This window comes from Pseudomonas sp. B21-047 (assembly GCF_024748775.1).
GTDB lineage: Bacteria > Pseudomonadota > Gammaproteobacteria > Pseudomonadales > Pseudomonadaceae > Aquipseudomonas > Aquipseudomonas capeferrum.
In genome coordinates this window covers 440,544-461,940 of record NZ_CP087169.1, presented here as the reverse complement: position 1 = coordinate 461,940, position 21,397 = coordinate 440,544, and the positions used below count along the sequence as shown (strand labels likewise).

Here is a 21,397-nt window from a genome sequence, read left to right as displayed (position 1 = left end):
CTGTCTACGCCACAGCTTGCAGCCGCGGTGGCTGCTCTTTCTTGCAGCTTGAAGCTCGTGGCTTGTAGCTGCATCCAGTCACCGGAGGGACCATGAGCTACGTAATCGACCGACGCCTGAACGGCAAGAACAAGAGCACGGTCAACCGCCAGCGTTTTCTGCGGCGCTACCGTGAGCACATCAAAAAGGCCGTCGAAGAGGCCGTGAGCCGCCGCTCCATCATGGACATGGAGCATGGCGAGCAGATCAGCATTCCGGGACGGGACATCGATGAACCGGTGTTGCACCACGGTCGTGGCGGCAAGCAGACCATCGTGCACCCTGGCAACAAGGAATTCACCGCCGGCGAACACATCCCCAGGCCCCAGGGTGGCGGCGGCGGCGGTGGCCGCGGCAAGGCCGGCAACTCTGGCGAGGGCATGGATGAGTTCGTCTTCCAGATCACCCAGGAAGAGTTTCTCGAATTCATGTTCGAAGACCTCGAACTGCCCAACCTGGTCAAACGCCACCTGACCGGTGCCGACACCTTCAAGACTGTACGTGCCGGTATTGCTAACGAAGGCAACCCATCACGCATCAACATCGTTCGCACCCTGCGTTCGGCCCATGCCCGGCGTATTGCCCTGACCGGCAGCAGCCGTGCCTTGTTGCGCGAAGCGCAGAAAGAACTCGACCGCCTGAAGGTCGAGGAACCTGACAACTTCACCGACATCCAGGAAGTCGAGCAAGAAATCGAACGGCTCAAGGCACGCATCAACCGCCTGCCCTTCCTCGACACCTTCGACCTCAAGTACAACCTGCTGGTCAAGCAGCCCAACCCCAGTTCGAAAGCGGTGATGTTCTGCCTGATGGACGTCTCCGGCTCCATGACCCAGGCCACCAAGGACATCGCCAAGCGCTTCTTCATCCTCCTGTACCTGTTCCTCAAGCGTAATTACGACCGCATCGAAGTGGTCTTCATCCGCCATCACACCAGTGCGCGGGAAGTGGACGAGGAAGAGTTCTTCTATTCGCGGGAGACCGGCGGCACCATCGTCTCCAGCGCGCTCAAGCTGATGCAGGAAATCATGGCCGAGCGCTACCCGGCCAGTGACTGGAACATCTATGCCGCCCAGGCCTCCGACGGCGACAACTGGAACGACGACTCGCCGATCTGCCGCGAGATCCTCTCCAAGCAGATCATGCCGCACGTGCAGTACTACACTTACGTCGAGATCACCCCCCGTGAGCATCAGGCGCTGTGGTACGAGTACGAGCGAATCGGCGAAGGCTTTCCCGACACGTTCGCCCAGCAGCAGTTGGTATCGGCCGGCGACATCTACCCGGTCTTCCGTGAACTCTTCCAGCGCAGGTTAGCCACATGACCGCCAGAGCTCAGAAACGCCAACCTATTTCCACCGGGTCCGAATGGACGTTCGACCTGATCCAGACCTACGACCGGGAAATCAGCCGCCTGGCCGAGCGTTACGCCCTGGACACCTATCCCAACCAGATCGAAGTGATTACCGCCGAACAGATGATGGATGCCTATGCCTCGGTAGGCATGCCGCTGGGCTACCACCACTGGTCCTATGGCAAGCAGTTCCTCAGTACCGAAAAGTCCTACAGTAGGGGCCAGATGGGCCTGGCGTACGAGATCGTGATCAACTCCGACCCGTGCATCGCCTACCTGATGGAAGAAAACACCATGTGCATGCAGGCACTGGTGATCGCCCATGCCTGCTATGGCCACAACAGCTTTTTCAAGGGCAACTACCTGTTCCGCACCTGGACCGATGCCAGTTCGATCATCGACTACCTGGTGTTTGCCAAGCAGTACATCGCCCAGTGTGAAGAGCGCCACGGCATCGATGCCGTCGAAGACCTCATCGACTCCTGCCACGCGCTGATGAATTACGGTGTCGACCGCTACAAGCGCCCCTACCCCATTTCTGCCGAGGAGGAGCGGCGCCGGCAGAAGGAGCGTGAAGAGCACCTGCAACGGCAGATCAACGACCTGTGGCGCACCATCCCCAAGGGCGCGGAGAAGGGTGGTGAGCGTGATGATGCGCGCTTCCCCGCCGAACCTCAGGAAAACATCCTGTACTTCATCGAAAAGCACGCCCCCCTGCTCGAACCCTGGCAGCGCGAAGTGGTGCGCATCGTGCGCAAGATAGCGCAGTACTTCTATCCGCAGCGCCAGACCCAGGTGATGAACGAAGGGTGGGCCACCTTCTGGCACTACACGCTGATGAACGACCTGTACGACGAGGGCCTGGTCACCGACGGTTTCATCATGGAGTTCCTGCAGTCGCACACCAGCGTGGTGTTCCAGCCAGGTTTCGACAGCCCGTACTACAACGGCATCAACCCCTATGCACTCGGCTTTGCGATGTACACCGACATCCGCCGCATCTGCGAAAACCCAACCGAAGAAGATCGCCACTGGTTCCCCGACATTGCCGGCAGCGACTGGCTCTCGACCATCAAGTTCGCCATGAGCAGCTTCAAGGACGAGAGCTTCATCCTGCAGTACCTGTCGCCCAAGGTGATCCGCGACCTCAAGCTGTTCAGCATTCTTGACGACGACCAGCGTGATGACCTGCTGGTACCCGCTATCCATGACGAGGCAGGGTACCGGTTCATCCGCGAACAACTGGCGGCCCAATACAACCTGGGCAACCGTGAACCCAACGTACAGATCTGGAGCATCGACCGCCGCGGCGACCGCTCGCTGACCCTGCGCCACCAACAACACAACCGCAAACCGCTGGGCGACTCGACCGAGGAAGTGCTCAAGCACCTGCACCGCCTGTGGGGCTTCGACATTCACCTGGAGACCGTACAAGGCGACCAGGTCATGAAGACCCATCACATGCCTCCGCGCGGTGAGCATGGCGAAAGCGCCGACTATGGCCGCATGGACCTGGCCGTCATCCACCACCTCTAGCAGCGACGCCCCCGCATAACTGCCAACAGGTTATCCTGTGGGCAGTTATGGAGGCTGTACATGCACATCTACAAAGTTGGCGGCGCCGTGCGCGACCGCTTGCTCGGGCGCCCCGTCAGCGACATCGACTGGCTGGTGGTTGGCGCCACCGTCGAACAGATGCAGGCCCTGGGCTACCGCCCGGTAGGCGCTGATTTCCCGGTGTTCATTCACCCCCGAAGCGGTGAGGAATACGCCCTGGCGCGCACCGAGCGCAAAAGTGGCCGTGGCTATGGCGGGTTTACCTTCCATGCCAGCCCCGACGTCACCCTCGAAGAAGACCTGATCCGCCGCGACCTGACCATCAATGCGATGGCGGAGGACGACGACGGCACGCTTTACGACCCCTATCACGGCAAAGAGGACCTCGAAAGGCGCCTTTTACGCCACGTATCCCCCGCGTTCGCCGAAGACCCCCTGCGGGTACTCAGGGTTGCCCGCTTTGCCGCACGCTACGCGCCACTGGGCTTCAAGGTGGCTGACGAAACCCTGGCGCTGATGCGTCAGATCAGTGCCTCTGGCGAACTGCAGGCGCTCACCGCCGAACGCAGCTGGAAAGAGATCGAGCGCGCGCTGATGGAGCCGCAACCCCAGGTGTTCTTCGAGGTCTTGCGCGCTTGCGATGCCTTGCAGGCACTGTTGCCAGAGCTTGAGGATAGCCCCCACGCCTTGGCGGGCCTGGAGCAGGCCGCGCAGCATGATCAACCACTGCATGTGCGCTGGGCTTGCCTGCTGCGCGAGCTGCAGCCAGCAACGATCAAGGCGGTCAGCCAGCGCTTCAAGGCGCCGCGAGACTGCCAGGAGCTGGCCATACTGGTGGGTGAGTGCCTGTCTCAATGCAACCAGGCCCTTGAGTTGCCGCCCACGGCATTGCTGGAGCTGTTGCAGAAGTTCGATGTGTATCGGCGGCCACAGCGTTTCGACGACTTCATCAGCGCCTGCGAGATGGATGCGCGCGCGCGCCAGGGCAATCTGGCTTATCCACAGGCTGACTACCTGCGAGGGGCAGCGGCGGCGGCAAGGGCTGTGGATGTGAAGCCGCTGGTGCAGGCTGGGCTGACCGGGCAGGCGTTGGGCGAGTCGCTTAAAGGTGAGCGGTTAAAGGCGCTGACGGCCTACAAAGGCGCTGCAGAAGGCTGATTTCGCGATTGCCGGGCACCGCGAAGAGGCCCGGCAAGGCACCGAAAGGGCAAGGCTCAGGCCGGCGTCAGCTGCAACCCTCGCCACTCGAAGGCGACCGGGGCCAGCACCTGATCAATCCGCGCCTCCTGCCACACCTGCGCCATGGGCTTGCCCACCCCAGGGTGCACCAGCTCGGGCGCCAAGAGCGACAATGGCCACAACACGAACGCGTTTTTCAGAATCTCGGCCCGCGGCAGCACCAACCCATCGAACGTGCCGTGCAGGTCGTCATACATCAACACGTCGATATCCAGCGGCAGCCCTTTGCGCTCGGGCGCGTAGCGGCCGTTGTCGGCTTCGATGAACTTGAGCCGGCGGTCCAGCTCCATCAGTGGCAGATCGGTCTTGCCGGTCACCACGAAGTTGATGAACGGGCCACTCTTGATACCCACCGCCTGGCTCTCGAACGCCGGCGAACAACGCATGTCGGTGAGGATGCCCGCCAAGGCATCGAGACCCGCGCACAGGTGCGCCTCGCGGTCGATGTTGCTGCCCAGGCCCAGATAAACCGTGTTCAGAGACATCCGCGCTCGATCTCCACGCCAACACCGCCACGGGCAGCGGGGACCGCGCCTGGCTTGGTCAGTTTCAGCCGCACCCACGGGATCTGGAATTCTTCCATCAGCACCGCGACCAGGCGCTCGGCGAAGGTTTCCACCAGTTCGAAGCGCGCCTGCTCGGAAAATGCCTGGATACGCGCCGAAACACTGGCGTAGTCCAGCGCCAGGCTGAGATCGTCGCCGGCCGCTGCCGGGCGGTTATCCCAGGCGAAACTCAGGTCCAGGCGCAAGCACTGGCGAATATCCCGCTCCCAGTCATAGGCACCGATGACGGTATCGACTTCCAGGCCTTCGATGAACACTCTGTCCAAGCACTTCTCTCCACAGCACGACAAGGGCGACTGGCGCCGTTAGAATCAGGGCGTCCTCGCCCGGAATAGTTAGCATGTTTTGGTTATTGGCGCTGCTCGCCTACCTGCTCGGCTCGCTGTCCTTCGCCATCGTCCTCAGCCGCCTGTTCGGTAGCCCGGACCCCCGTTCCAGCGGTTCGGGCAATGCCGGGGCCACCAACATGCTACGCCTGGCAGGCCGCAAGCTGGCGATCCTGACCCTGCTTGGCGACCTGTGCAAGGGCTTGTTGCCAGTATTGCTCGCCCGCCTTGCCGGGCTCGACCTGCACGCACAGGCCTGGGTTGGCGTATGCGCGGTGCTGGGCCACCTGTTCCCGCTGTACTTTCGCTTCCAGGGCGGCAAGGGCGTGGCGACTGCCGCCGGCCTGCTCATGGCCCTGTACTTCCCAGCCGCACTGCTGGCCATCGCCGCCTGGCTACTGACCTTCTACCTCACCCGCACCAGCTCGCTGGCGGCGCTGATCGCCACGCCGCTGACCCTGCCCCTGCTCGCCTGGCGCGAGCCAGAGGCCTTGCTACCGATCAGCGTACTCACGGTGATGATCGTCTGGCGTCATCGCAACAACCTGCGCGACCTGTTCGCCGGGCGCGAACGCCACTTCTGACACCTTTCAGACCGGCGGTAACTGCTCCATCGGCCAACGCGCCTGCACACTGATCGCCAGGTCCTGCTGCTGCCCCGCCAACAGGCGCTGGCAGCCGGCATAGGCGATCATGGCGCCGTTGTCGGTGCAGAACTGCGGGCGCGCGTAGTACACGTTGCCCTTCATGCTGCCCAGCATGTCCTCGAGGGACGCGCGCAAAGCCTTGTTGGCGCTGACGCCACCGGCGATCACCAGCCGCTTCAGGCCAGTCTGCTTCAGGGCCCGCTTGCACTTGATGGTCAAAGTCTCCACCACCGCCTGCTGGAATGCCAGGGACACGTCGCAACGGGTTTGCTCACCGTCGTCGCCAGCATCGCGGCATTGCTGCCAGGTGTTCAGGGCGAACGTCTTGAGGCCGCTGAAACTGAATTCCAGGCCTGGGCGATCAGTCATCGGCCGCGGGAAGACAAAGCGCCCCGGTACGCCCTGCTCGGCCAGCCGGGCGATTTCAGGGCCGCCTGGGTAGTTCAGGCCGATCAGCTTGGCGGTTTTGTCGAAGGCCTCACCGGCCGCGTCATCCAGGCTCTCGCCCAACAGTTGGTAATGGCCGATGCCATCGACCCGTACCAGCTGGGTATGGCCGCCCGACACCAACAAAGCGACGAACGGGAATTCGGGTGGGGTTTCTTCCAGCATGGGCGCCAGAAGATGGCCTTCCATGTGGTGCACACCAATGGCCGGAATGTCCCAGGCAAACGCCAGCGCCTGGGCGCAGGAAGCCCCGACCAGCAACGCGCCGACCAGCCCAGGACCCGCGGTGTAGGCGATGGCGTCGATCTCGGTGGCCACGCAGCCAGCCTCGTCCAGCACCTGGCGGATCAGCGGCAGCATGCGCTTGACGTGATCGCGTGAGGCAAGCTCGGGGACCACACCGCCGAACACGCGGTGCAGGTCGATCTGGCTGAACAGCGCGTCGGCCAACAAGCCGCGTTCGCTGTCATATAATGCGACGCCAGTTTCGTCGCAGGATGTTTCCAATCCCAGTACTAGCATGGGTTCGTCCCTTGTGGGGGCTGAATTCGAAGCCGCGCATGATAGTCGCCGTGTCGGGTGCCGACCAGCGGTTTTCGATCAGAGGCTTTGCATTCCGGCCAGCTAAGGGTTAACATCCGCAACCCTTGAAAACCGACGTTCTCCAGCACACCTTTGTTTTGCCAGGAGCACGTCTACCCCGGTAATGAATTAAGGTAGCCCTGGATGCCAGCCGTCAAAGTTAAAGAGAACGAACCCTTCGACGTAGCTCTGCGTCGTTTCAAGCGCTCCTGCGAAAAAGCCGGTGTACTGGCTGAAGTTCGTAGCCGCGAGTTTTACGAGAAGCCGACCGCAGAGCGTAAGCGTAAAGCAGCTGCCGCTGTTAAGCGTCACGCCAAGAAAGTTCAGCGCGAACAGCGCCGCGCCGTTCGTCTGTACTAATACAGACGTTCTACGCAAAGCTTCTGCCCTGCCCGGCTCACCGCCGGGCCGATGGCAGCGGTTGCTACACAATTGCTTCAAACTTGGGCAGCTAGCTCAAGGCCCCTACGCACTCGCGTCATGCGAACTGCAGCAGGGCAACCTGCCTGAAACGTCAGAGCTGGTCCTTGACCAGGCGTGCACGTCCTGTCTGACGAGCCTTCATTGGCTGGCGACGAGCACATACCTCCCTCGCACTTCCCCTTGCAGCATTCGCCCCAACCGGCGCGTGAGCGATTAGACTTGCCAGTTGCCAGATGACGAGACTGCCATGGCCGGGCTGATTCCCCAGAGTTTCATTGACGACCTTATCAACCGCCTCGACATTGTCGACGTGGTGAGTTCGCGCGTCCAGCTGAAAAAAACCGGCAAGAACTACTCCGCCTGCTGCCCGTTCCACAAGGAAAAAACCCCTTCCTTCACGGTCAGCCCCGACAAGCAGTTCTACTACTGCTTCGGCTGCGGCGCCGGCGGCAACGCCCTTGGCTTCGTCATGGACCACGACAACCTGGACTTCCCCCAGGCAGTCGAGGAGCTGGCCCGTGCCGCCGGCATGGAAGTGCCACGCGAGGAAGGCCGGCGCGCGCAGAAGCCACGCCAGCCGACAGATTCGCCGCTGTACCCGCTACTGGATGCTGCCACCGAATTCTATCGCCAGGCCCTGCGCAGCCACCCGACCCGCAAGGCGGCGGTGGATTACCTCAAGGGGCGCGGCCTGTCCGGTGAGATTGCCCGCGACTTCGGCCTGGGCTTTGCCCCGCCAGGCTGGGACAACCTGCTCAAGCACCTGGGCGCCGACAGCCTGCAGCAAAAGGTGATGATCGACGCCGGCCTGCTGATCGAGAACGCCGAGAGCGGCAAGCGCTATGACCGCTTCCGCGACCGTGTGATGTTCCCGATCCGCGACAGCCGTGGCCGGGTGATCGCCTTCGGTGGCCGCGTGCTGGGGGACGACAAGCCCAAGTACCTCAACTCCCCGGAAACCCCGGTTTTCCACAAGGGCCAAGAGCTCTACGGGCTTTACGAGGCACGCAAGCACAACCGCAACCTCGATGAAATCATTGTCGTCGAGGGCTACATGGACGTTATCGCACTGGCCCAGCAAGGCCTGCGCAATGCCGTCGCCACCCTCGGCACCGCCACCAGCGAAGAACACCTCAAGCGCCTGTTCCGTGTGGTGCCCAGCGTATTGTTCTGTTTTGACGGCGACCAAGCCGGGCGCAAAGCCGCCTGGCGCGCACTGGAGTCGACCCTGTCGGCGCTGCAGGACGGCCGCCGCGCACGCTTTTTGTTCCTGCCCGAAGGCGAAGACCCGGACAGCCTGGTGCGCGCCGAAGGCACCGACGCCTTCATGGCACGCATCAACCAGCACGCCCAGCCACTGGCGGATTACTTTTTCGAGCAATTGAGCATTGAGGCCGACCCGCGCTCGCTGGAAGGCAAAGCGCATCTGGCCACCCTGGCTGCACCGCTGGTCGAAAAAATCCCGGGCGCCAACCTGCGCCAGCTGATGCGTAACCGCCTGAAAGAAATTACCGGCCTCGACCCGCAGCAAGTAGAGCAACTGGCCCAACAGCCGGCTGCCAACAGCAGCGTACCGGACTACGACCCGGGCTATGACTACGACGCCATGGCCAGCTACACCCCGGACTTCGGCGACATGCCGCAGCACGACTACGCCCCGGCGCAGCAAGAGCAGCAATGGAAGCCGAACAAGGGTGGCGGCAAGAAACCGTGGAGCGACAAGCCCTGGGACAAAAACCGCAAAGGCGGCAAGCCCTGGCAGCAACGCGATGAGGCGCCACCGCGCACGCCAGCCCCCGTGGAGCCGCCTACGCTGGCCGCCCTGCGCACCCTGCTGCACCACCCGCTGCTGGCCGGAAAGGTGGAAGATGCCAGCCACTTCGCCGACGAAGAGCACCTCTACAGCCAGTTGCTGGTGGCATTGATCGAAGCCGCGCAGAAGAATCCTGGGCTAAGCTCAATGCAGCTGATTGCACGCTGGCACGGCACCGAACAGGGCCGTTTACTGCGGGCATTGGCTGAGAAGGAATGGCTGATCGTGGCCGACAACCTTGAACAACAGTTTTTCGACACTATAACTAGCTTGTCCGCCCGCCAACGCGAGCGCAGCCTGGAACATCTGCTCAGGAAAGCACGTCAAAGCGAGTTGAGCAGTGAGGAAAAATCTCAGCTTCTCGCCCTGCTTAGCAGGAATGTTCCCGCACAAACGCCGACCTCATCTGGCGCGTGAGGCCCATGCTCGGGTATAATCCTCGGCTTGTTTTTTGCCCGCCAAGACCTTCAGTGGATAGGGTGTTATGTCCGGAAAAGCGCAACAGCAGTCTCGTATCAAAGAGTTGATCACCCGCGGTCGTGAGCAGGGCTACCTGACTTACGCGGAGGTCAACGACCACCTGCCTGAGGATATTTCAGATCCTGAACAGGTGGAAGACATCATCCGCATGATCAACGACATGGGGATCAACGTATTCGAGAGTGCTCCGGATGCGGATGCCCTTCTGTTGGCGGAAGCCGACACCGACGAAGCCGCGGCCGAAGAAGCCGCTGCTGCGTTGGCGGCAGTTGAAACCGATATCGGCCGCACGACCGACCCGGTGCGCATGTACATGCGTGAAATGGGTACTGTCGAGCTGCTGACCCGCGAAGGCGAGATCGAAATCGCCAAGCGTATCGAGGAAGGCATCCGTGAAGTCATGGGCGCCATCGCTCACTTCCCGGGTACTGTCGACTACATTCTCAGCGAATACGATCGTGTCACCACCGAAGGTGGCCGTCTGTCCGATGTGCTCAGCGGTTACATCGACCCTGATGACAACATCGCTGCCCCGACCGAAGAAGTGCCTGTTCCAGGCGCCAAGGCCGCGGCTACCAAGGAAGAAACAGACGACGAAGAAGAAAGCGAAGAGAGCGATGACGAGGAAGAGGCCGAAAGTGGCCCGGACCCCGTCGTAGCAGCTCAGCGTTTCGGTGCCGTTGCCGATCAGCTTCAAGTCACCAACAAGGTGCTGAAGAAGAGCGGTCGCAGCGCCAAGGAAAGCATCGCGGCCCTTCAGGCCCTGGCTGACCTGTTCATGCCGATCAAGCTGGTACCCAAGCAGTTCGAGGTACTGGTCGAGCGCGTGCGTGATGCACTGAGCCGCCTGCGTCAGCAAGAACGCGCCATCATGCAACTGTGCGTCCGTGACGCCCGCATGCCGCGTGCCGACTTCCTGCGCATGTTCCCAAGCAACGAAACCGACCAGACCTGGAGCGGTGACCTGGCCAAGCGTAGCACCAAGTGGGCTGCCGCCCTGGGTGAAAAAGACGCTGCCATCGTCGCTTGCCAACAGAAGCTGATCGACCTTGAGACCGAGACTGGCCTGACCGTCGCCGAGATCAAGGAAATCAACCGTCGCATGTCGATCGGTGAAGCCAAGGCCCGCCGCGCCAAGAAAGAAATGGTCGAGGCGAACCTGCGTCTGGTGATCTCCATCGCCAAGAAGTACACCAACCGTGGCCTGCAGTTCCTCGATCTGATCCAGGAAGGCAACATCGGCTTGATGAAAGCGGTGGACAAGTTCGAATACCGTCGCGGCTACAAGTTCTCGACATATGCCACCTGGTGGATTCGCCAGGCGATCACCCGCTCGATCGCCGACCAGGCGCGCACCATCCGTATTCCGGTGCACATGATCGAGACGATCAACAAGCTCAACCGTATTTCCCGGCAGATGTTGCAGGAAATGGGTCGTGAACCGACCCCGGAAGAGCTGGGCGAGCGCATGGAAATGCCTGAGGACAAGATCCGCAAGGTACTGAAGATCGCCAAAGAGCCGATCTCCATGGAAACCCCGATCGGTGACGACGAAGACTCGCACCTGGGCGACTTCATCGAGGACTCGACCATGCAGTCCCCGATCGATGTAGCCACGGTCGAAAGCCTCAAGGAAGCCACCCGCGACGTGCTCTCGGGCCTGACCGCCCGCGAAGCCAAAGTGCTGCGTATGCGCTTCGGCATCGACATGAACACCGACCACACCCTCGAAGAGGTGGGCAAGCAGTTCGACGTGACCCGTGAACGGATCCGTCAGATCGAGGCGAAGGCGTTGCGCAAATTGCGCCACCCAACTCGCAGCGAGCATCTGCGCTCCTTCCTCGACGAGTGATGACAAACCCCGGCCCAGGCCGGGGTTTTTCTTTTACGGCCCCGGCTGCGACACAATGCCCGACTTCCGCCCCACATCCCCCTGAATGCCGGTCTACACTCGTCGTCAGACACTCTGATCGCGAGGCCGCTATGCCCCTGATGCCGGCCATCCTGTTGCTGCTCCTGATTCTGTGGACCACAACGGCCGGCGCCCTGACCCTGACAGACGAGGAAAAAGCCTGGCTGGCTGCCCACCCGCAGTTGAGCCTGGGCGTAGACGCCTCTTGGCCACCGTTCGAGTTTCGCGACCAGGAGGGCCGGTACCAGGGATTGGCCGCCGACTACATCGCCATGATCCAGGAACGCCTGGGTGTGACGCTAAAACCGGTCGAGCCAAAGAGCTGGACCGAGGTGTTGGCGCAAGCGCGCGATGGCAAGCTCGACCTGCTCCCCGGCATCATGTCGACCCCAGAGCGTCAGGGTTATCTGGCCTTCACCCGCCCCTACCTCGACTTCCCCATTGTCATCCTTGCCCACAAAGGCGGTGCACAACCCCGTTCATTGAAAGACCTGTACGGCCTGAAAATCGCCGTGGTCGAGGATTACGCCCCACACGAACTACTGCGCACCCACCACCCGGACCTCAACCTGGTGGCCATGCCCAATGTCAGTTCAACGCTGCAAGCCCTGGCCACAGACGAGGTCGATGCCGTGGTCGGCGACCTCGCCTCGAGCATCTGGAGCTTGCGCCAGCTCAAGCTCGACGGCCTCTACGTCAGCGGCGAAACGCCCTACCGCTACCAGCTGGCCATGGCCGCACCGCGGGATAACAAAGTGCTGGTGGGCATTCTCGATAAGGTCATGGCCGACATGACCAGCGCCGAAGTCAGCCATATTCAGCAGCGCTGGGTCGGCAACGTGGTGGACCAGCGCATGTTCTGGTCCGACATGCTCATCTATGGCTTGCCTGCAGTGCTGCTACTGGTGGCGATTCTCGCAGTAGTCATTCGTATCAACCGTCGGCTCAGCTCGGAAATTTCCCGTCGCATCGCCCTGGAACAAGAACTGCGCAGCAGCGAGTATCACTACCGCGGCCTGGTCGAAAGCCTGTCGGCAATCGCCTGGGAGGCGGACGCCAACGACTTTACCTACAGCTATGTCTCGCCCCACGCCGAGGACCTGCTCGGCTACCCGCTGCATGATTGGCTCAAACCGGGCTTCTGGCGGAGCATCCTGCACCCCGAGGACGCGCTCTGGGCCCAGGCCTACTGCGACAGCGAGACCGCCGCCAGGCGTGATCACAGCCTCGACTACCGGGTGATCCGCGCCGATGGCCAACCGCTCTGGGTGCGCAACATCGTCAGCCTGATCGAGCATGGGCATCGGCCGGTGATGCGCGGGCTGATGATCGACATCAGCGAGACCAAACGCACCGAGGATGCCCTGCGCCTGTCGGAGCAGAAATTCGCTTCGGTGTTCCAGCAGTGCCCGGACATCCTGCTGATCGCCCGCCACAGCGACGGCTGCCTGCTGGAGGTCAACGAGGCCTTCGAGGAGCAGATCGGCCTGACCCCGGGCCAAGTCATCGGCCGCACCGCCACCGAGCTGGACCTGTGGGCCGTAGAAGGCAGCGGCCCACGTTTGCTCGAACGCCTGCACCAAGGCGGCATCCGCAACCTCGAAATGAGCTTCCGGCGCAGCAACGGCCAACTGTTCACGGGCCTGACCTCGGCAGAAACCTTCGAACTCGATGGCACACCGGCGCTGGTGGTGGCCGTGCGCGACATCAGCCAGCTCAAGGAAACCCAGGAGCAACTGCAAACCTCGGAAGAGAAGTTCGCCAAGGCGTTCCACGCCTCGCCCGATGGCCTGCTGCTGTCACGCCAGAGTGATGGGCTGCTGATTGAAGTGAACGAGGGCTTCTGCCGCCTCACCGGCTATGACCTGAACCCGAGCATCGACCAGACCTCCCTCGACCTCGGCATCTGGGTTGACCTGAACGAACGCAAGCGCCTGGTCGACCAGCTCAAGCGTGATGGCTTCGTGCGTGATTTCAGCTGCCACATCCGCCGCAGCGATGGGCAGATCCGCCTGTGCGAGCTGTCTGCCCGGCCCCTGCCGATCGGCGGTGTCGACTGCATGCTGACCATCGCCCGCGATATCACCGAGCGCCACCTGATGCAGGAAAAACTGCAACTGGCCGCTACCGTGTTCGAGAACACCGCCGAGGGCGTGCTGATCACCGATATCGACCAGCGCATCAGCGCGGTCAACCGCGCCTTCAGCGAAATCACGGGCTACAGCGAGATCGAAGCGCTCGGCCAGACCCCGCGCCTGCTTGCCTCTGGCCAGCACGACAGCGCCTTCTATGCCGCCATGTGGCACCAACTGACCGCCGAGGGCCATTGGCAGGGCGAGATCTACAACAGGCGCAAGAATGGCGAGTTCTACCCTGGCTGGCTGACCATCAGCGCGGTGCGCAACAGCGAGCATGAAATCACCCACTTCGTCGCCGTGTTCGCCGACATCTCCAGCCTCAAGCACGCCCAGGCCAAGCTCGACTACCAGGCCCACCACGACCCACTGACCGGCCTGCCCAACCGCGCGTTGTTCGAGAATCGCCTGCAGGCGGTGCTCACCTGCGCCCAGGTCTCCAACCGCCAGGGCGCGGTCCTGTTCCTCGACCTCGACCGCTTCAAGCACATCAACGACAGCCTTGGCCACCCGGTCGGCGACCTGTTGCTCAAGGGGATCGCCCAGCGCCTGAAAGAGCAGGTGCGTGACGTCGACACCGTGGCCCGCCTGGGCGGTGACGAGTTCATCATCCTTCTGCCCGGCCTGCACAGGCCCAGCGACGCCAACAGCATCGCCGGCAAGTTGCTGGCCTGCTTCAGCGCGCCGTTCCAGGCCGGCGAGCACGAGTTCTTCACCAGCGCCAGCATCGGCATCAGCCTGTACCCCCAGGACGGCAGCGACGTCTCGACGCTGATTCGCAATGCCGACGCTGCCATGTACCGCTCCAAGGCCAAAGGCCGCAACCGTGTAGAAGCCTACACCCGCGACCTCACCGCCCAGGCCAGCGAACGCATCGCCCTCGAACATGAGTTGCGCCGCGCCGTCGAGCGCAACGAGATGAGCCTGTGCTTCCAGCCCAAGCTCAGCCTCAAGACCCAGAGCCTGGTCGGTGCCGAAGCGCTGATCCGCTGGAGCCACCCGACCTTTGGCGAGGTGCCGCCAGAGCATTTCATTCACCTGGCAGAAGAGAACGGCACCATTCTTCAGTTGGGCGACTGGGTGCTGGAGCAGGCCTGCCGGCAGATGCACCTCTGGAAGATGCACTACGAAGACTTCGGCCCCCTGTCGATCAACCTGGCCGGCGCCCAACTGCGTCACCCGCACCTGGCGCGGCGCATCGAACAGTTGCTCAAGACCTATCAACTGAAGGCGGGTGACCTGCAGTTGGAGATCACCGAGAACTTCATCATGAGCCAGGCCGAGGAAGCCCTGGCCGTGCTGCACCAGTTGAAAAAACTGGGCGTGCAATTGGCCATCGACGATTTCGGCACCGGCTATTCGTCGCTCAGCTACCTCAAACGCCTGCCGCTGGACATCCTCAAGATCGACAAGTCGTTCATCCGCGGCCTGCCCGAGGACCCCCACGACGCCGCCATCGCCCGCGCAATCATTGCCCTGGGCCGCAGCATGCAGTTCACCATCATTGCCGAAGGCGTGGAGAACCAGGCCCAACAGCGCTTCCTGGCCGCCGAAGGCTGCGAGCAGATCCAAGGCTACATCGTCAGCCTGCCCCTGCCGGCGGAGGAATTCGCTGCGGCGTTTCTTCGTATAGCACTAACCGATCTTTCGGATGGCACCCTTTCAAAACCCTCGTTATAATCCGGCCACCTCTGAGGGCCTATAGCTCAGTTGGTTAGAGCAGAGGACTCATAATCCTTTGGTCCACGGTTCGAGTCCGTGTGGGCCCACCATACTCAAAGCCGCGCACTGCGCGGCTTTCGTGTTTTTGGCGGAACCACCTCAGATACAGTCCTATGGTCTAAAGGTACAAATTAGGTACAGTGCGGCTTCGCTTGCACGCCTTTGGAGTCCTTCAGATGGCTACAATCGTCAAAACCCCTGCCGGCACCTGGAAGGCCGTTATCCGCAAGACCGGATGGCCGACCAACGCCAAAACCTTCCGCACTAAACGCGACGCTGAGGATTGGTCACGACGCACCGAAGACGAGATGGTGCGCGGTGTGTACATCCAGCGCAGCGGCTCCGAGCGCATGACGCTTGAAATAGCGCTCAAGCGCTACCTGACCGACATTACACCTGCAAAGAAGCCTACGACTCAACGCGGTGAGATCTCCAAGGCTAAAAAGCTAACGGAGCATCTGGGCAAGTATTCTCTCGCAGCCCTTTCCGCTGAAACCATTGCCAACTATCGCGACAAGCGCCTTAACGAGCCAGGCCGCGCAGGCACGACCAGCAACAACACCGTTCGCCTGGAGCTGGCTCTACTGAGCCACGTTTTCACGGTCGCGATCCAAGAATGGGGGCTGGGCCTGACGTTTAACCCCGTGTTGAATATACGCAAGCCAAGCCCCGGGGAGGGTCGCAATCGTAGACTCTCGCCGGATGAGGAACGGCGGCTGTTCGCAGAGGTGAATCGGCATAGCAATCCAATGCTTGGGTGGATCGTTGGCATCGCTCTGGAAACTGGTATGCGCTCAGGTGAAATCGCGTCGCTACGCAGACCTCAGGTGGATACAGAGCGACGCATCGTAAGACTCGTTGACACGAAAAATGATGGTCAACGAACTGTGCCACTGAGCAAGCGAGCGACTGCGCTTTTCAAAGCCGCGATGATGAATCCCGCTCGCCCTAGCGATTGCAATCTAGTGTTTTTTGGTGAACCTGGGAAGGACGGGAAACGTCGCCCCTACGCGTTCACAAAAATCTGGGGGCTACTGGTCAAGAAGCTACAGCTATCCGACTTCAGATTTCACGACTTGAGACATGAAGCGGTAAGCCGCCTTGTGGAGGGCGGTCTCTCCGACCAAGAGGTATCGAGCATCAGCGGCCACAAATCAATGCAAATGTTGAAAAGATATACGCACTTACGCTCCGAGGATCTAGTTGCCCGACTAGATAGCATGTCAAAAAGAAAGAAAAGTTTAGCTAAACCCCAAAAGGTAGTTTAGCTAAAGCCCTTAGCACTTTTATCGCGACCCACAAGCTGAAAATAAATTTTAGCCGCTAAAAAACCACAACCCTGGAAAAGTTTAACCAAACAACTAAGAGGCACTATAGCTAAACTTTTTCACCGTCAAGTGGAGTTTGAAAAAATACTTTTAAAAATCGCGTTAGGTGTCATAGGATATCCGAAATTAAGCGGAGGACACCTAACATGACCACGGAAGAATACATACGCGACTTATTCTCTGGGGCTCCACTTTTGTCCCTTGAGCAGCTTGCAGAGGTATTACATAGAAGCAAGGACGGCCTGAGAATCAGCCTGAGTGGCGACAATGAGGTATCGAGGAAATTTCTTCCTTGCAAGGTCAGAATTGGCAGAAGGATTTACTTTAGAACCGCAGATGTAGCCAAGGTTCTCGAGCAGGGCTGACGACGATGTCTATATCCCTAATTGTAAAAAGGAAGGTATCCAGTCATTTCACAATCATCCCTAACGATGTAATAAGTGACCAAAACTTGAGTTGGAAATCGTTAGGACTATTGGTGAAATTGCTTTCCCTACCCCCAGGCTATCCGTATCTGACAATGGAATCGCTAGCCAAGAAAAATGGCACTGGTGCAGCCGCAACCAGGAGCGGACTGCAAGAGCTTGAGACCGCAGGCTATTTGAGCATCGAGCGCACCCACGACTCCCGAGGTCGATTCGCAAAGACGGTGTGGCATATCTCTGACGAACCGTCTGAAAGGGCCGACTCTGCACCATATTGCGAAAACCCAAACGTGGATAAACCGAAGACGGATCAGCCGCACCCGGATAAACAAGCACATATAAATACTAAACAAACAATAAAACCAAAAAATAAAAAAACTACTACGTCGCCCAACCCAGCTCCGGCGGCCGGGGATCCTCCGCTACGGTTGGCGGCATTGGTCTCCGCGGAAACCAAGAGCCAAATTTTCAAGGCGCTGGAGCAGGTTGCGCCCATTGACCAGCAGCGGATGCTGAACGAGCTGTCAGCTGCAATCAAAGCAGGATCGATCAAAACCACAGCGATCAGGTGGTTCCACGGAGTGATCAAGCGCTACCGAGACGGCAGTTATAACTTCAAGGACCAATCATCTTTATGGGGGCCAGCGAGTTCCGATAACGCGCCTCCAAGGACCCCGACAGCAAGTCCGAAAGAAAGCCCCTCAACTGTCAAGAACGAGAGTCGGTCTACCGTAGGAAAGGAGTATTTAAAGAAGTTAAAGGTAAACAGGTCTAGCTCTGGTTTATCACCAGTTCGGATTTTGACAGTTGAGGGTCCAGAGCCTAACTCTGAGACATAGTCGTCCAAGAGGTTGAAATGAAACCACTTACTGTACGGATCGCGGAACGAGTAGCTGCAACCTATCCGCCCTCAAGCCCTGCTACCAACTTGGCCAAGTTCATCCTGCTACGCGAGGATATTCTGCAAGCGATTGAAGGTGGTTGGTCTTTGTTAGGGATATGGACGACCTTGCATGATGAGGGATCTATCGACTTTGGCTATCAAGCGTTTCGTCGCTACGCCAAGCGATTGCTACCCGTACACTGCGGCGTTCAATAGCTATTGCACACCGTTGCTGAGCCGAACAAACGTTGCCCAGGCGTTCAATATTCGATCAATACCATTGTTTCAGCGATCACCTCATAACTGAACGCTGTAGCAACCCTATTGTTTACCCGAGATCACTGCTGACATTCATGCCAGCCACACGAATATTCAGGGCAAGACAGGTGAAGTTAGCTAACCGACAAGTCGGCTATCTAATTTCACTCTCGCGTATTCGCGCCTTCGGCGCTCAATGCTGTCTTGCTCAGCGAGGCAGTCGCTGCCGCGACTCTGTGAACACCAAAGAGAGGTCAGACCATGAACCGAAATGAAGCTGAGAGAGATACACGTAAACACGGAAAGCATTTACGTGTGCCGGTATTACCGAGTGAGGAGCTAACCATTAAAGAAAACGCATCCAACGCGAGCCTGACGGTCGCTGAGTACCTGCGGCGCCTGAGCCTCGGCTATGAGATTACAAGCACGCTCGACTCGCAGTACGTAGCGCAGATCGTAAAGATCAACGCTGACCAAGGCCGCCTTGGTGGGCTTCTGAAGCTATGGCTAACCGATGACGCCAAATTGACGGCCTGCGGTACTCCGCTAACACCAGGCATGGTATGAGCGCTGCTGAAACGCATTGAGGCCAACCAAGACGAAATGCTTCGGCTGGTCCAGGCACTGAAATTTTAGCGGCTAAAAAAGTCGAGCCTTCACCTCTGAAGTCCCTATTAAAAAATCGAAGAAACAGCGGTGGATTTTCGCGGTAGCCAGAGCCCTGCCCTTTTACCTTTCATTCGCCGGAATCCCTGTAGTGGATGGAGTGAATCTGAGCCAGACGACTGTCAGCGCGATCTAAAATGTCGCTGCGGTGACGAAGTCCAGGTCTTCACGAACACGCGCTAGGGGTGTACCAGGATGAGCCCCCCATAGGTCGTCGACGCGCTCAAATCCCTACGACTGCGGTCGTTACGATGTAGCTCGGCTAAAACATCGCGCCTGTCGGTGCCGATACCATACAGAGGATCGAGGCGCTTAATCGGCAGGCATACTGCTGTCGCGACCAACGTGGTGCGAGCCTGTCTAGAGCACTGAGCATCAATGGAGGTTTTGCTGGGCTGGAGTGAGAGCAGAGGGGTCGCAGTAGGCCCTTTTTTGTGTCCGCTCCATGAAGCCCACATTCCAAGCGACTACCTGAAGCCCGATGCTGCGCTCCCGATTTCTTTCTGGAGCCAGTCCGCCATGATGCGTCCCGACAGCAAAGTCGAAAAAGTTTACCTCTACCCCAAGCCTGTGGATTTTCGAAAATCCATCGACGGCCTCACCGCCCTGGTCGAGCTGGACATCAAAGTCGCCGTGTTCGACCCCGTACTTTTCGTCTTCCTCAATAAAGCCCGTAACCGCATCAAGGTGTTGTACTGGGAGCGCAACGGCTTCTGCCTTTGGCTCAAGCGCCTCGAAGCCGAACGTTTCAAAACTTCCCCCGACGCCACCGACGAAGCCATCGTCCTGACCGTCCAGGAACTTAACTGGTTACTCGACGGCTTCGACCTCTGGCGCAACCGTCCACATCAGGTTCTGACACCCCGTTTCGTTGCCTGACCCGGTATAATCCGGGGCATGATTTCCTTGCCCGACAACCTTCCAGACGATCCCGTACTACTCAAGCAGATGTTGCTTGAGGCCTACGAAGCACGCTTGCGCGAGCAGGAAGTCAACGAAGCCTATGCCACCCACATCGTCGACCTGAAAGAACAGATCAAGCTGCTGCGTGATCGCCTGTTCAACCGCAAATCCGAGCAGACGGTCGATCCCAATACGCCGCAACTGGCAATGTTCAACGAGCCGGAAAGCGAGCCGTTGCTGGCCGTGGTTGAGGATGCGGACGAAGAAGTCGTTGCCCCAGTCAAACGTCGTGGCAAGCGCAAACCGTTGTCGGCTGAGCTGCCACGTGTCGAAGTCATCCACGACTTGCCCGAGCACGAGCTGACCTGCGTCTGCGGTTGCCGCAAGCATGTGGTTGGCGAGGAAACCAGCGAGCAGCTCGATATCGTGCCGATGCAGATCCGCGTGCTCAAACATGTGCGCAAGGTCTACGGCTGCCGTGGTTGTGAAGCGGCGCCGGTCACCGCCGACAAACCGGCACAGCTGATCGAGAAGAGCATGGCCAGCCCCAGCGTGCTGGCCATGCTGCTGACCACCAAGTATGTCGATGGTCTGCCGCTACATCGTTTTGAAAGCGTACTGTCCCGGCATGGCATCGAAATCCCCCGGCAAACCTTGGCCCGCTGGGTAATCCAGTGCAGCGAACACTTCCAGCCGCTGCTGAACCTGATGCGTGAGCGGTTGTTGGAAAGCCCGGTGATTCACTGCGATGAAACGCGGGTGCAGGTGCTCAAGGAACCGGATCGCGACCCGACCAGCCAGTCCTGGATGTGGGTGCAGGCCAGCGGGCCACCTGATCGACAAGTCGTGTTGTTCGACTACACCACCAGCCGTGCGCAGGAGGTACCGTTGCGCCTGCTGGAGGGCTATCGCGGTTATGTCATGACCGATGATTACGCCGGTTACAACGCGTTGGCATTACAGCCCGGTGTCGAACGGTTGGCGTGCATGGTTCATGCACGACGCAAGTTTGTCGAGGCGCAAAAGGTGCAGCCCAAAGGCAAGACGGGACGTGCCGATGTGGCGCTGGCGATGATCAACAAGCTGTATGGCATCGAGCGTGAACTCAAGGATGTCAGCGATGACCAGCGGTTCATCGGTCGCCAGGAACGAAGCCTGCCGATCCTCGGCCAGTTGAAAAGCTGGCTGGACAAGACGCAGTCCCAAGTCACACCGCAAAGCGTGCTGGGCAAGGCGGTGCACTATCTAGCGAACAACTGGAGTCGGTTGGAGCGCTACGTCGAGGCCGGCCATTTGCCGATCGACAATAACCTGGCAGAGCGTGCGATAAAGCCGTTTGTCATCGGGCGCAAGGCCTGGTTGTTCAGCGACACGCCCAAGGGTGCTGCGGCCAGTGCACAGATCTACAGCCTGGTCGAGACCGCGAAGGCCAACGGCCAAGAGCCCTATACGTGGCTGCGCCACGTACTGGAGCGGTTGCCGCATGCCTCGTCGGTAGAGGACTACGAAGCGCTGCTGCCGTGGAACTGCTCACCGGAGATGCAACGGTAAATCGAAGCTCCATCTGGCGGTAGGTGGGGTTCATGGATCGCACTCCCTTTTTTTACCCATTTCCTCAGTAGTGAGCAGCCAAGGAACAGGTTTCCTGCATCGGTGCGCAAAAAAAACTTCGTCGATTGCAGTATTATCGTG

Annotated in this window: 18 protein-coding genes and 1 tRNA gene; 16 read left to right on the top strand and 3 right to left on the bottom strand. The window is 59.8% G+C overall.

Going from position 1 to position 21,397, the window contains the following annotated elements; genetic code table 11:
* The first annotated feature begins 92 nt into the window (after nt 1-92).
* Genes LOY26_RS02000 through LOY26_RS01990 form a run of 3 tightly spaced genes read left to right on the top strand, consistent with a single transcriptional unit; the run spans nt 93 to nt 4,108 of the window.
* Nucleotides 93-1,364: a YeaH/YhbH family protein gene (locus LOY26_RS02000; protein ID WP_033703056.1), complete on the top strand. Its 1,272-nt coding sequence runs from the start codon at nt 93-95 to the stop codon at nt 1,362-1,364.
* Nucleotides 1,361-2,929 carry a SpoVR family protein gene (locus LOY26_RS01995; protein WP_033703057.1) on the top strand — a complete coding sequence of 523 codons (1,569 nt, stop codon included), beginning with the start codon at nt 1,361-1,363 and terminating at the stop codon, nt 2,927-2,929. The genes LOY26_RS02000 and LOY26_RS01995 overlap by 4 nt, the downstream gene beginning before the upstream one ends.
* A 60-nt stretch (nt 2,930-2,989) precedes the next feature.
* Nucleotides 2,990-4,108 carry a multifunctional CCA addition/repair protein gene (locus LOY26_RS01990; RefSeq protein ID WP_258714339.1) on the top strand — a complete coding sequence of 373 codons (1,119 nt, stop codon included), beginning with the start codon at nt 2,990-2,992 and terminating at the stop codon, nt 4,106-4,108.
* 56 nt (nt 4,109-4,164) lie between these two features.
* Here LOY26_RS01990 and folK read toward each other — a convergent pair whose 3' ends face one another.
* The gene (folK, locus tag LOY26_RS01985; RefSeq protein ID WP_033703059.1) at nt 4,165-4,674 is read right to left on the bottom strand and encodes a 2-amino-4-hydroxy-6-hydroxymethyldihydropteridine diphosphokinase; all 510 of its coding nucleotides are present in this window, start codon (nt 4,672-4,674) and stop codon (nt 4,165-4,167) included.
* Nucleotides 4,665-5,021 (bottom strand): dihydroneopterin aldolase, encoded by a 357-nt coding sequence (gene folB / locus LOY26_RS01980; protein WP_033703061.1) that lies wholly within the window; start codon nt 5,019-5,021, stop codon nt 4,665-4,667. The genes folK and folB overlap by 10 nt, the downstream gene beginning before the upstream one ends.
* Nucleotides 5,022-5,095: 74 nt before the next feature.
* Between folB and plsY the strand changes: the two genes are divergently transcribed.
* Entirely contained in the window at nt 5,096-5,665 is a 570-nt protein-coding gene (gene plsY, locus LOY26_RS01975; RefSeq protein ID WP_033703062.1) for a glycerol-3-phosphate 1-O-acyltransferase PlsY, read from the top strand.
* Nucleotides 5,666-5,671: 6 nt separating this feature from the next.
* Here plsY and tsaD read toward each other — a convergent pair whose 3' ends face one another.
* On the bottom strand, nt 5,672-6,697 hold the full coding sequence (gene tsaD, locus LOY26_RS01970) for a tRNA (adenosine(37)-N6)-threonylcarbamoyltransferase complex transferase subunit TsaD (RefSeq protein WP_047583864.1): 1,026 nt from the start codon (nt 6,695-6,697) through the stop codon (nt 5,672-5,674).
* 204 nt (nt 6,698-6,901) lie between these two features.
* On the opposite strand from tsaD, the gene rpsU reads away from it, so the two are divergent.
* The 12 genes from rpsU (at nt 6,902) to tnpC (ending at nt 21,256) form a co-directional block, all read left to right on the top strand.
* Nucleotides 6,902-7,117 carry a 30S ribosomal protein S21 gene (gene rpsU / locus LOY26_RS01965; RefSeq protein WP_003255575.1) on the top strand — a complete coding sequence of 72 codons (216 nt, stop codon included), beginning with the start codon at nt 6,902-6,904 and terminating at the stop codon, nt 7,115-7,117.
* Nucleotides 7,118-7,427: 310 nt separating this feature from the next.
* Nucleotides 7,428-9,410: a DNA primase gene (dnaG, locus tag LOY26_RS01960; RefSeq protein ID WP_186658693.1), complete on the top strand. Its 1,983-nt coding sequence runs from the start codon at nt 7,428-7,430 to the stop codon at nt 9,408-9,410.
* Nucleotides 9,411-9,477: 67 nt separating this feature from the next.
* Nucleotides 9,478-11,325 carry an RNA polymerase sigma factor RpoD gene (gene rpoD, locus LOY26_RS01955; RefSeq protein WP_033703065.1) on the top strand — a complete coding sequence of 616 codons (1,848 nt, stop codon included), beginning with the start codon at nt 9,478-9,480 and terminating at the stop codon, nt 11,323-11,325.
* 131 nt (nt 11,326-11,456) lie between these two features.
* The gene (locus tag LOY26_RS01950) at nt 11,457-15,200 is read left to right on the top strand and encodes an EAL domain-containing protein (RefSeq protein WP_258714338.1); all 3,744 of its coding nucleotides are present in this window, start codon (nt 11,457-11,459) and stop codon (nt 15,198-15,200) included.
* 15 nt (nt 15,201-15,215) lie between these two features.
* Nucleotides 15,216-15,292 (top strand) — tRNA-Ile (locus LOY26_RS01945).
* Nucleotides 15,293-15,418: 126 nt separating this feature from the next.
* A complete protein-coding gene (locus tag LOY26_RS01940; RefSeq protein WP_258714337.1) occupies nt 15,419-16,510 on the top strand; it encodes a site-specific integrase in 1,092 nt (363 codons plus the stop codon).
* Between the two features lie 206 nt (nt 16,511-16,716).
* Nucleotides 16,717-16,935: a hypothetical protein gene (locus LOY26_RS01935; protein WP_028633554.1), complete on the top strand. Its 219-nt coding sequence runs from the start codon at nt 16,717-16,719 to the stop codon at nt 16,933-16,935.
* A 113-nt stretch (nt 16,936-17,048) separates the two neighbouring features.
* A complete protein-coding gene (locus LOY26_RS01930; protein WP_258714336.1) occupies nt 17,049-17,834 on the top strand; it encodes a helix-turn-helix domain-containing protein in 786 nt (261 codons plus the stop codon).
* 17 nt (nt 17,835-17,851) lie between these two features.
* Nucleotides 17,852-18,094: a TraK family protein gene (locus LOY26_RS01925; RefSeq protein WP_133214206.1), complete on the top strand. Its 243-nt coding sequence runs from the start codon at nt 17,852-17,854 to the stop codon at nt 18,092-18,094.
* 303 nt (nt 18,095-18,397) lie between these two features.
* Complete coding sequence (locus LOY26_RS01920) at nt 18,398-18,703, top strand: plasmid mobilization protein (protein ID WP_258714335.1); 306 nt, start codon at nt 18,398-18,400, stop codon at nt 18,701-18,703.
* 618 nt (nt 18,704-19,321) lie between these two features.
* On the top strand, nt 19,322-19,681 hold the full coding sequence (gene tnpB / locus LOY26_RS01915; protein WP_009687920.1) for an IS66 family insertion sequence element accessory protein TnpB: 360 nt from the start codon (nt 19,322-19,324) through the stop codon (nt 19,679-19,681).
* A gap of 18 nt (nt 19,682-19,699) precedes the next feature.
* The gene (gene tnpC / locus LOY26_RS01910; protein WP_258713658.1) at nt 19,700-21,256 is read left to right on the top strand and encodes an IS66 family transposase; all 1,557 of its coding nucleotides are present in this window, start codon (nt 19,700-19,702) and stop codon (nt 21,254-21,256) included.
* Nucleotides 21,257-21,397: the final 141 nt, after the last annotated feature.

Excerpts from the sequence above, each read along its gene's own strand:
- LOY26_RS02000 (WP_033703056.1), top strand. The coding sequence starts at position 93 with ATGAGCTACGTAATCGACCGACGCCTGAACGGCAAGAACAAGAGCACG.
- LOY26_RS01920 (WP_258714335.1), top strand. The coding sequence starts at position 18,398 with ATGAACCGAAATGAAGCTGAGAGAGATACACGTAAACACGGAAAGCAT.
- LOY26_RS01990 (WP_258714339.1), top strand. The coding sequence starts at position 2,990 with ATGCACATCTACAAAGTTGGCGGCGCCGTGCGCGACCGCTTGCTCGGG.
- tnpB (WP_009687920.1), top strand. The coding sequence starts at position 19,322 with ATGATGCGTCCCGACAGCAAAGTCGAAAAAGTTTACCTCTACCCCAAG.
- LOY26_RS01935 (WP_028633554.1), top strand. The coding sequence starts at position 16,717 with ATGACCACGGAAGAATACATACGCGACTTATTCTCTGGGGCTCCACTT.
- tnpC (WP_258713658.1), top strand. The coding sequence starts at position 19,700 with ATGATTTCCTTGCCCGACAACCTTCCAGACGATCCCGTACTACTCAAG.
- LOY26_RS01940 (WP_258714337.1), top strand. The coding sequence starts at position 15,419 with ATGGCTACAATCGTCAAAACCCCTGCCGGCACCTGGAAGGCCGTTATC.
- folK (WP_033703059.1), bottom strand. The coding sequence starts at position 4,674 with ATGTCTCTGAACACGGTTTATCTGGGCCTGGGCAGCAACATCGACCGC.
- tsaD (WP_047583864.1), bottom strand. The coding sequence starts at position 6,697 with ATGCTAGTACTGGGATTGGAAACATCCTGCGACGAAACTGGCGTCGCA.
- LOY26_RS01925 (WP_133214206.1), top strand. The coding sequence starts at position 17,852 with ATGAAACCACTTACTGTACGGATCGCGGAACGAGTAGCTGCAACCTAT.
- dnaG (WP_186658693.1), top strand. The coding sequence starts at position 7,428 with ATGGCCGGGCTGATTCCCCAGAGTTTCATTGACGACCTTATCAACCGC.
- rpsU (WP_003255575.1), top strand. The coding sequence starts at position 6,902 with ATGCCAGCCGTCAAAGTTAAAGAGAACGAACCCTTCGACGTAGCTCTG.
- plsY (WP_033703062.1), top strand. The coding sequence starts at position 5,096 with ATGTTTTGGTTATTGGCGCTGCTCGCCTACCTGCTCGGCTCGCTGTCC.
- LOY26_RS01950 (WP_258714338.1), top strand. The coding sequence starts at position 11,457 with ATGCCCCTGATGCCGGCCATCCTGTTGCTGCTCCTGATTCTGTGGACC.
- LOY26_RS01995 (WP_033703057.1), top strand. The coding sequence starts at position 1,361 with ATGACCGCCAGAGCTCAGAAACGCCAACCTATTTCCACCGGGTCCGAA.
- rpoD (WP_033703065.1), top strand. The coding sequence starts at position 9,478 with ATGTCCGGAAAAGCGCAACAGCAGTCTCGTATCAAAGAGTTGATCACC.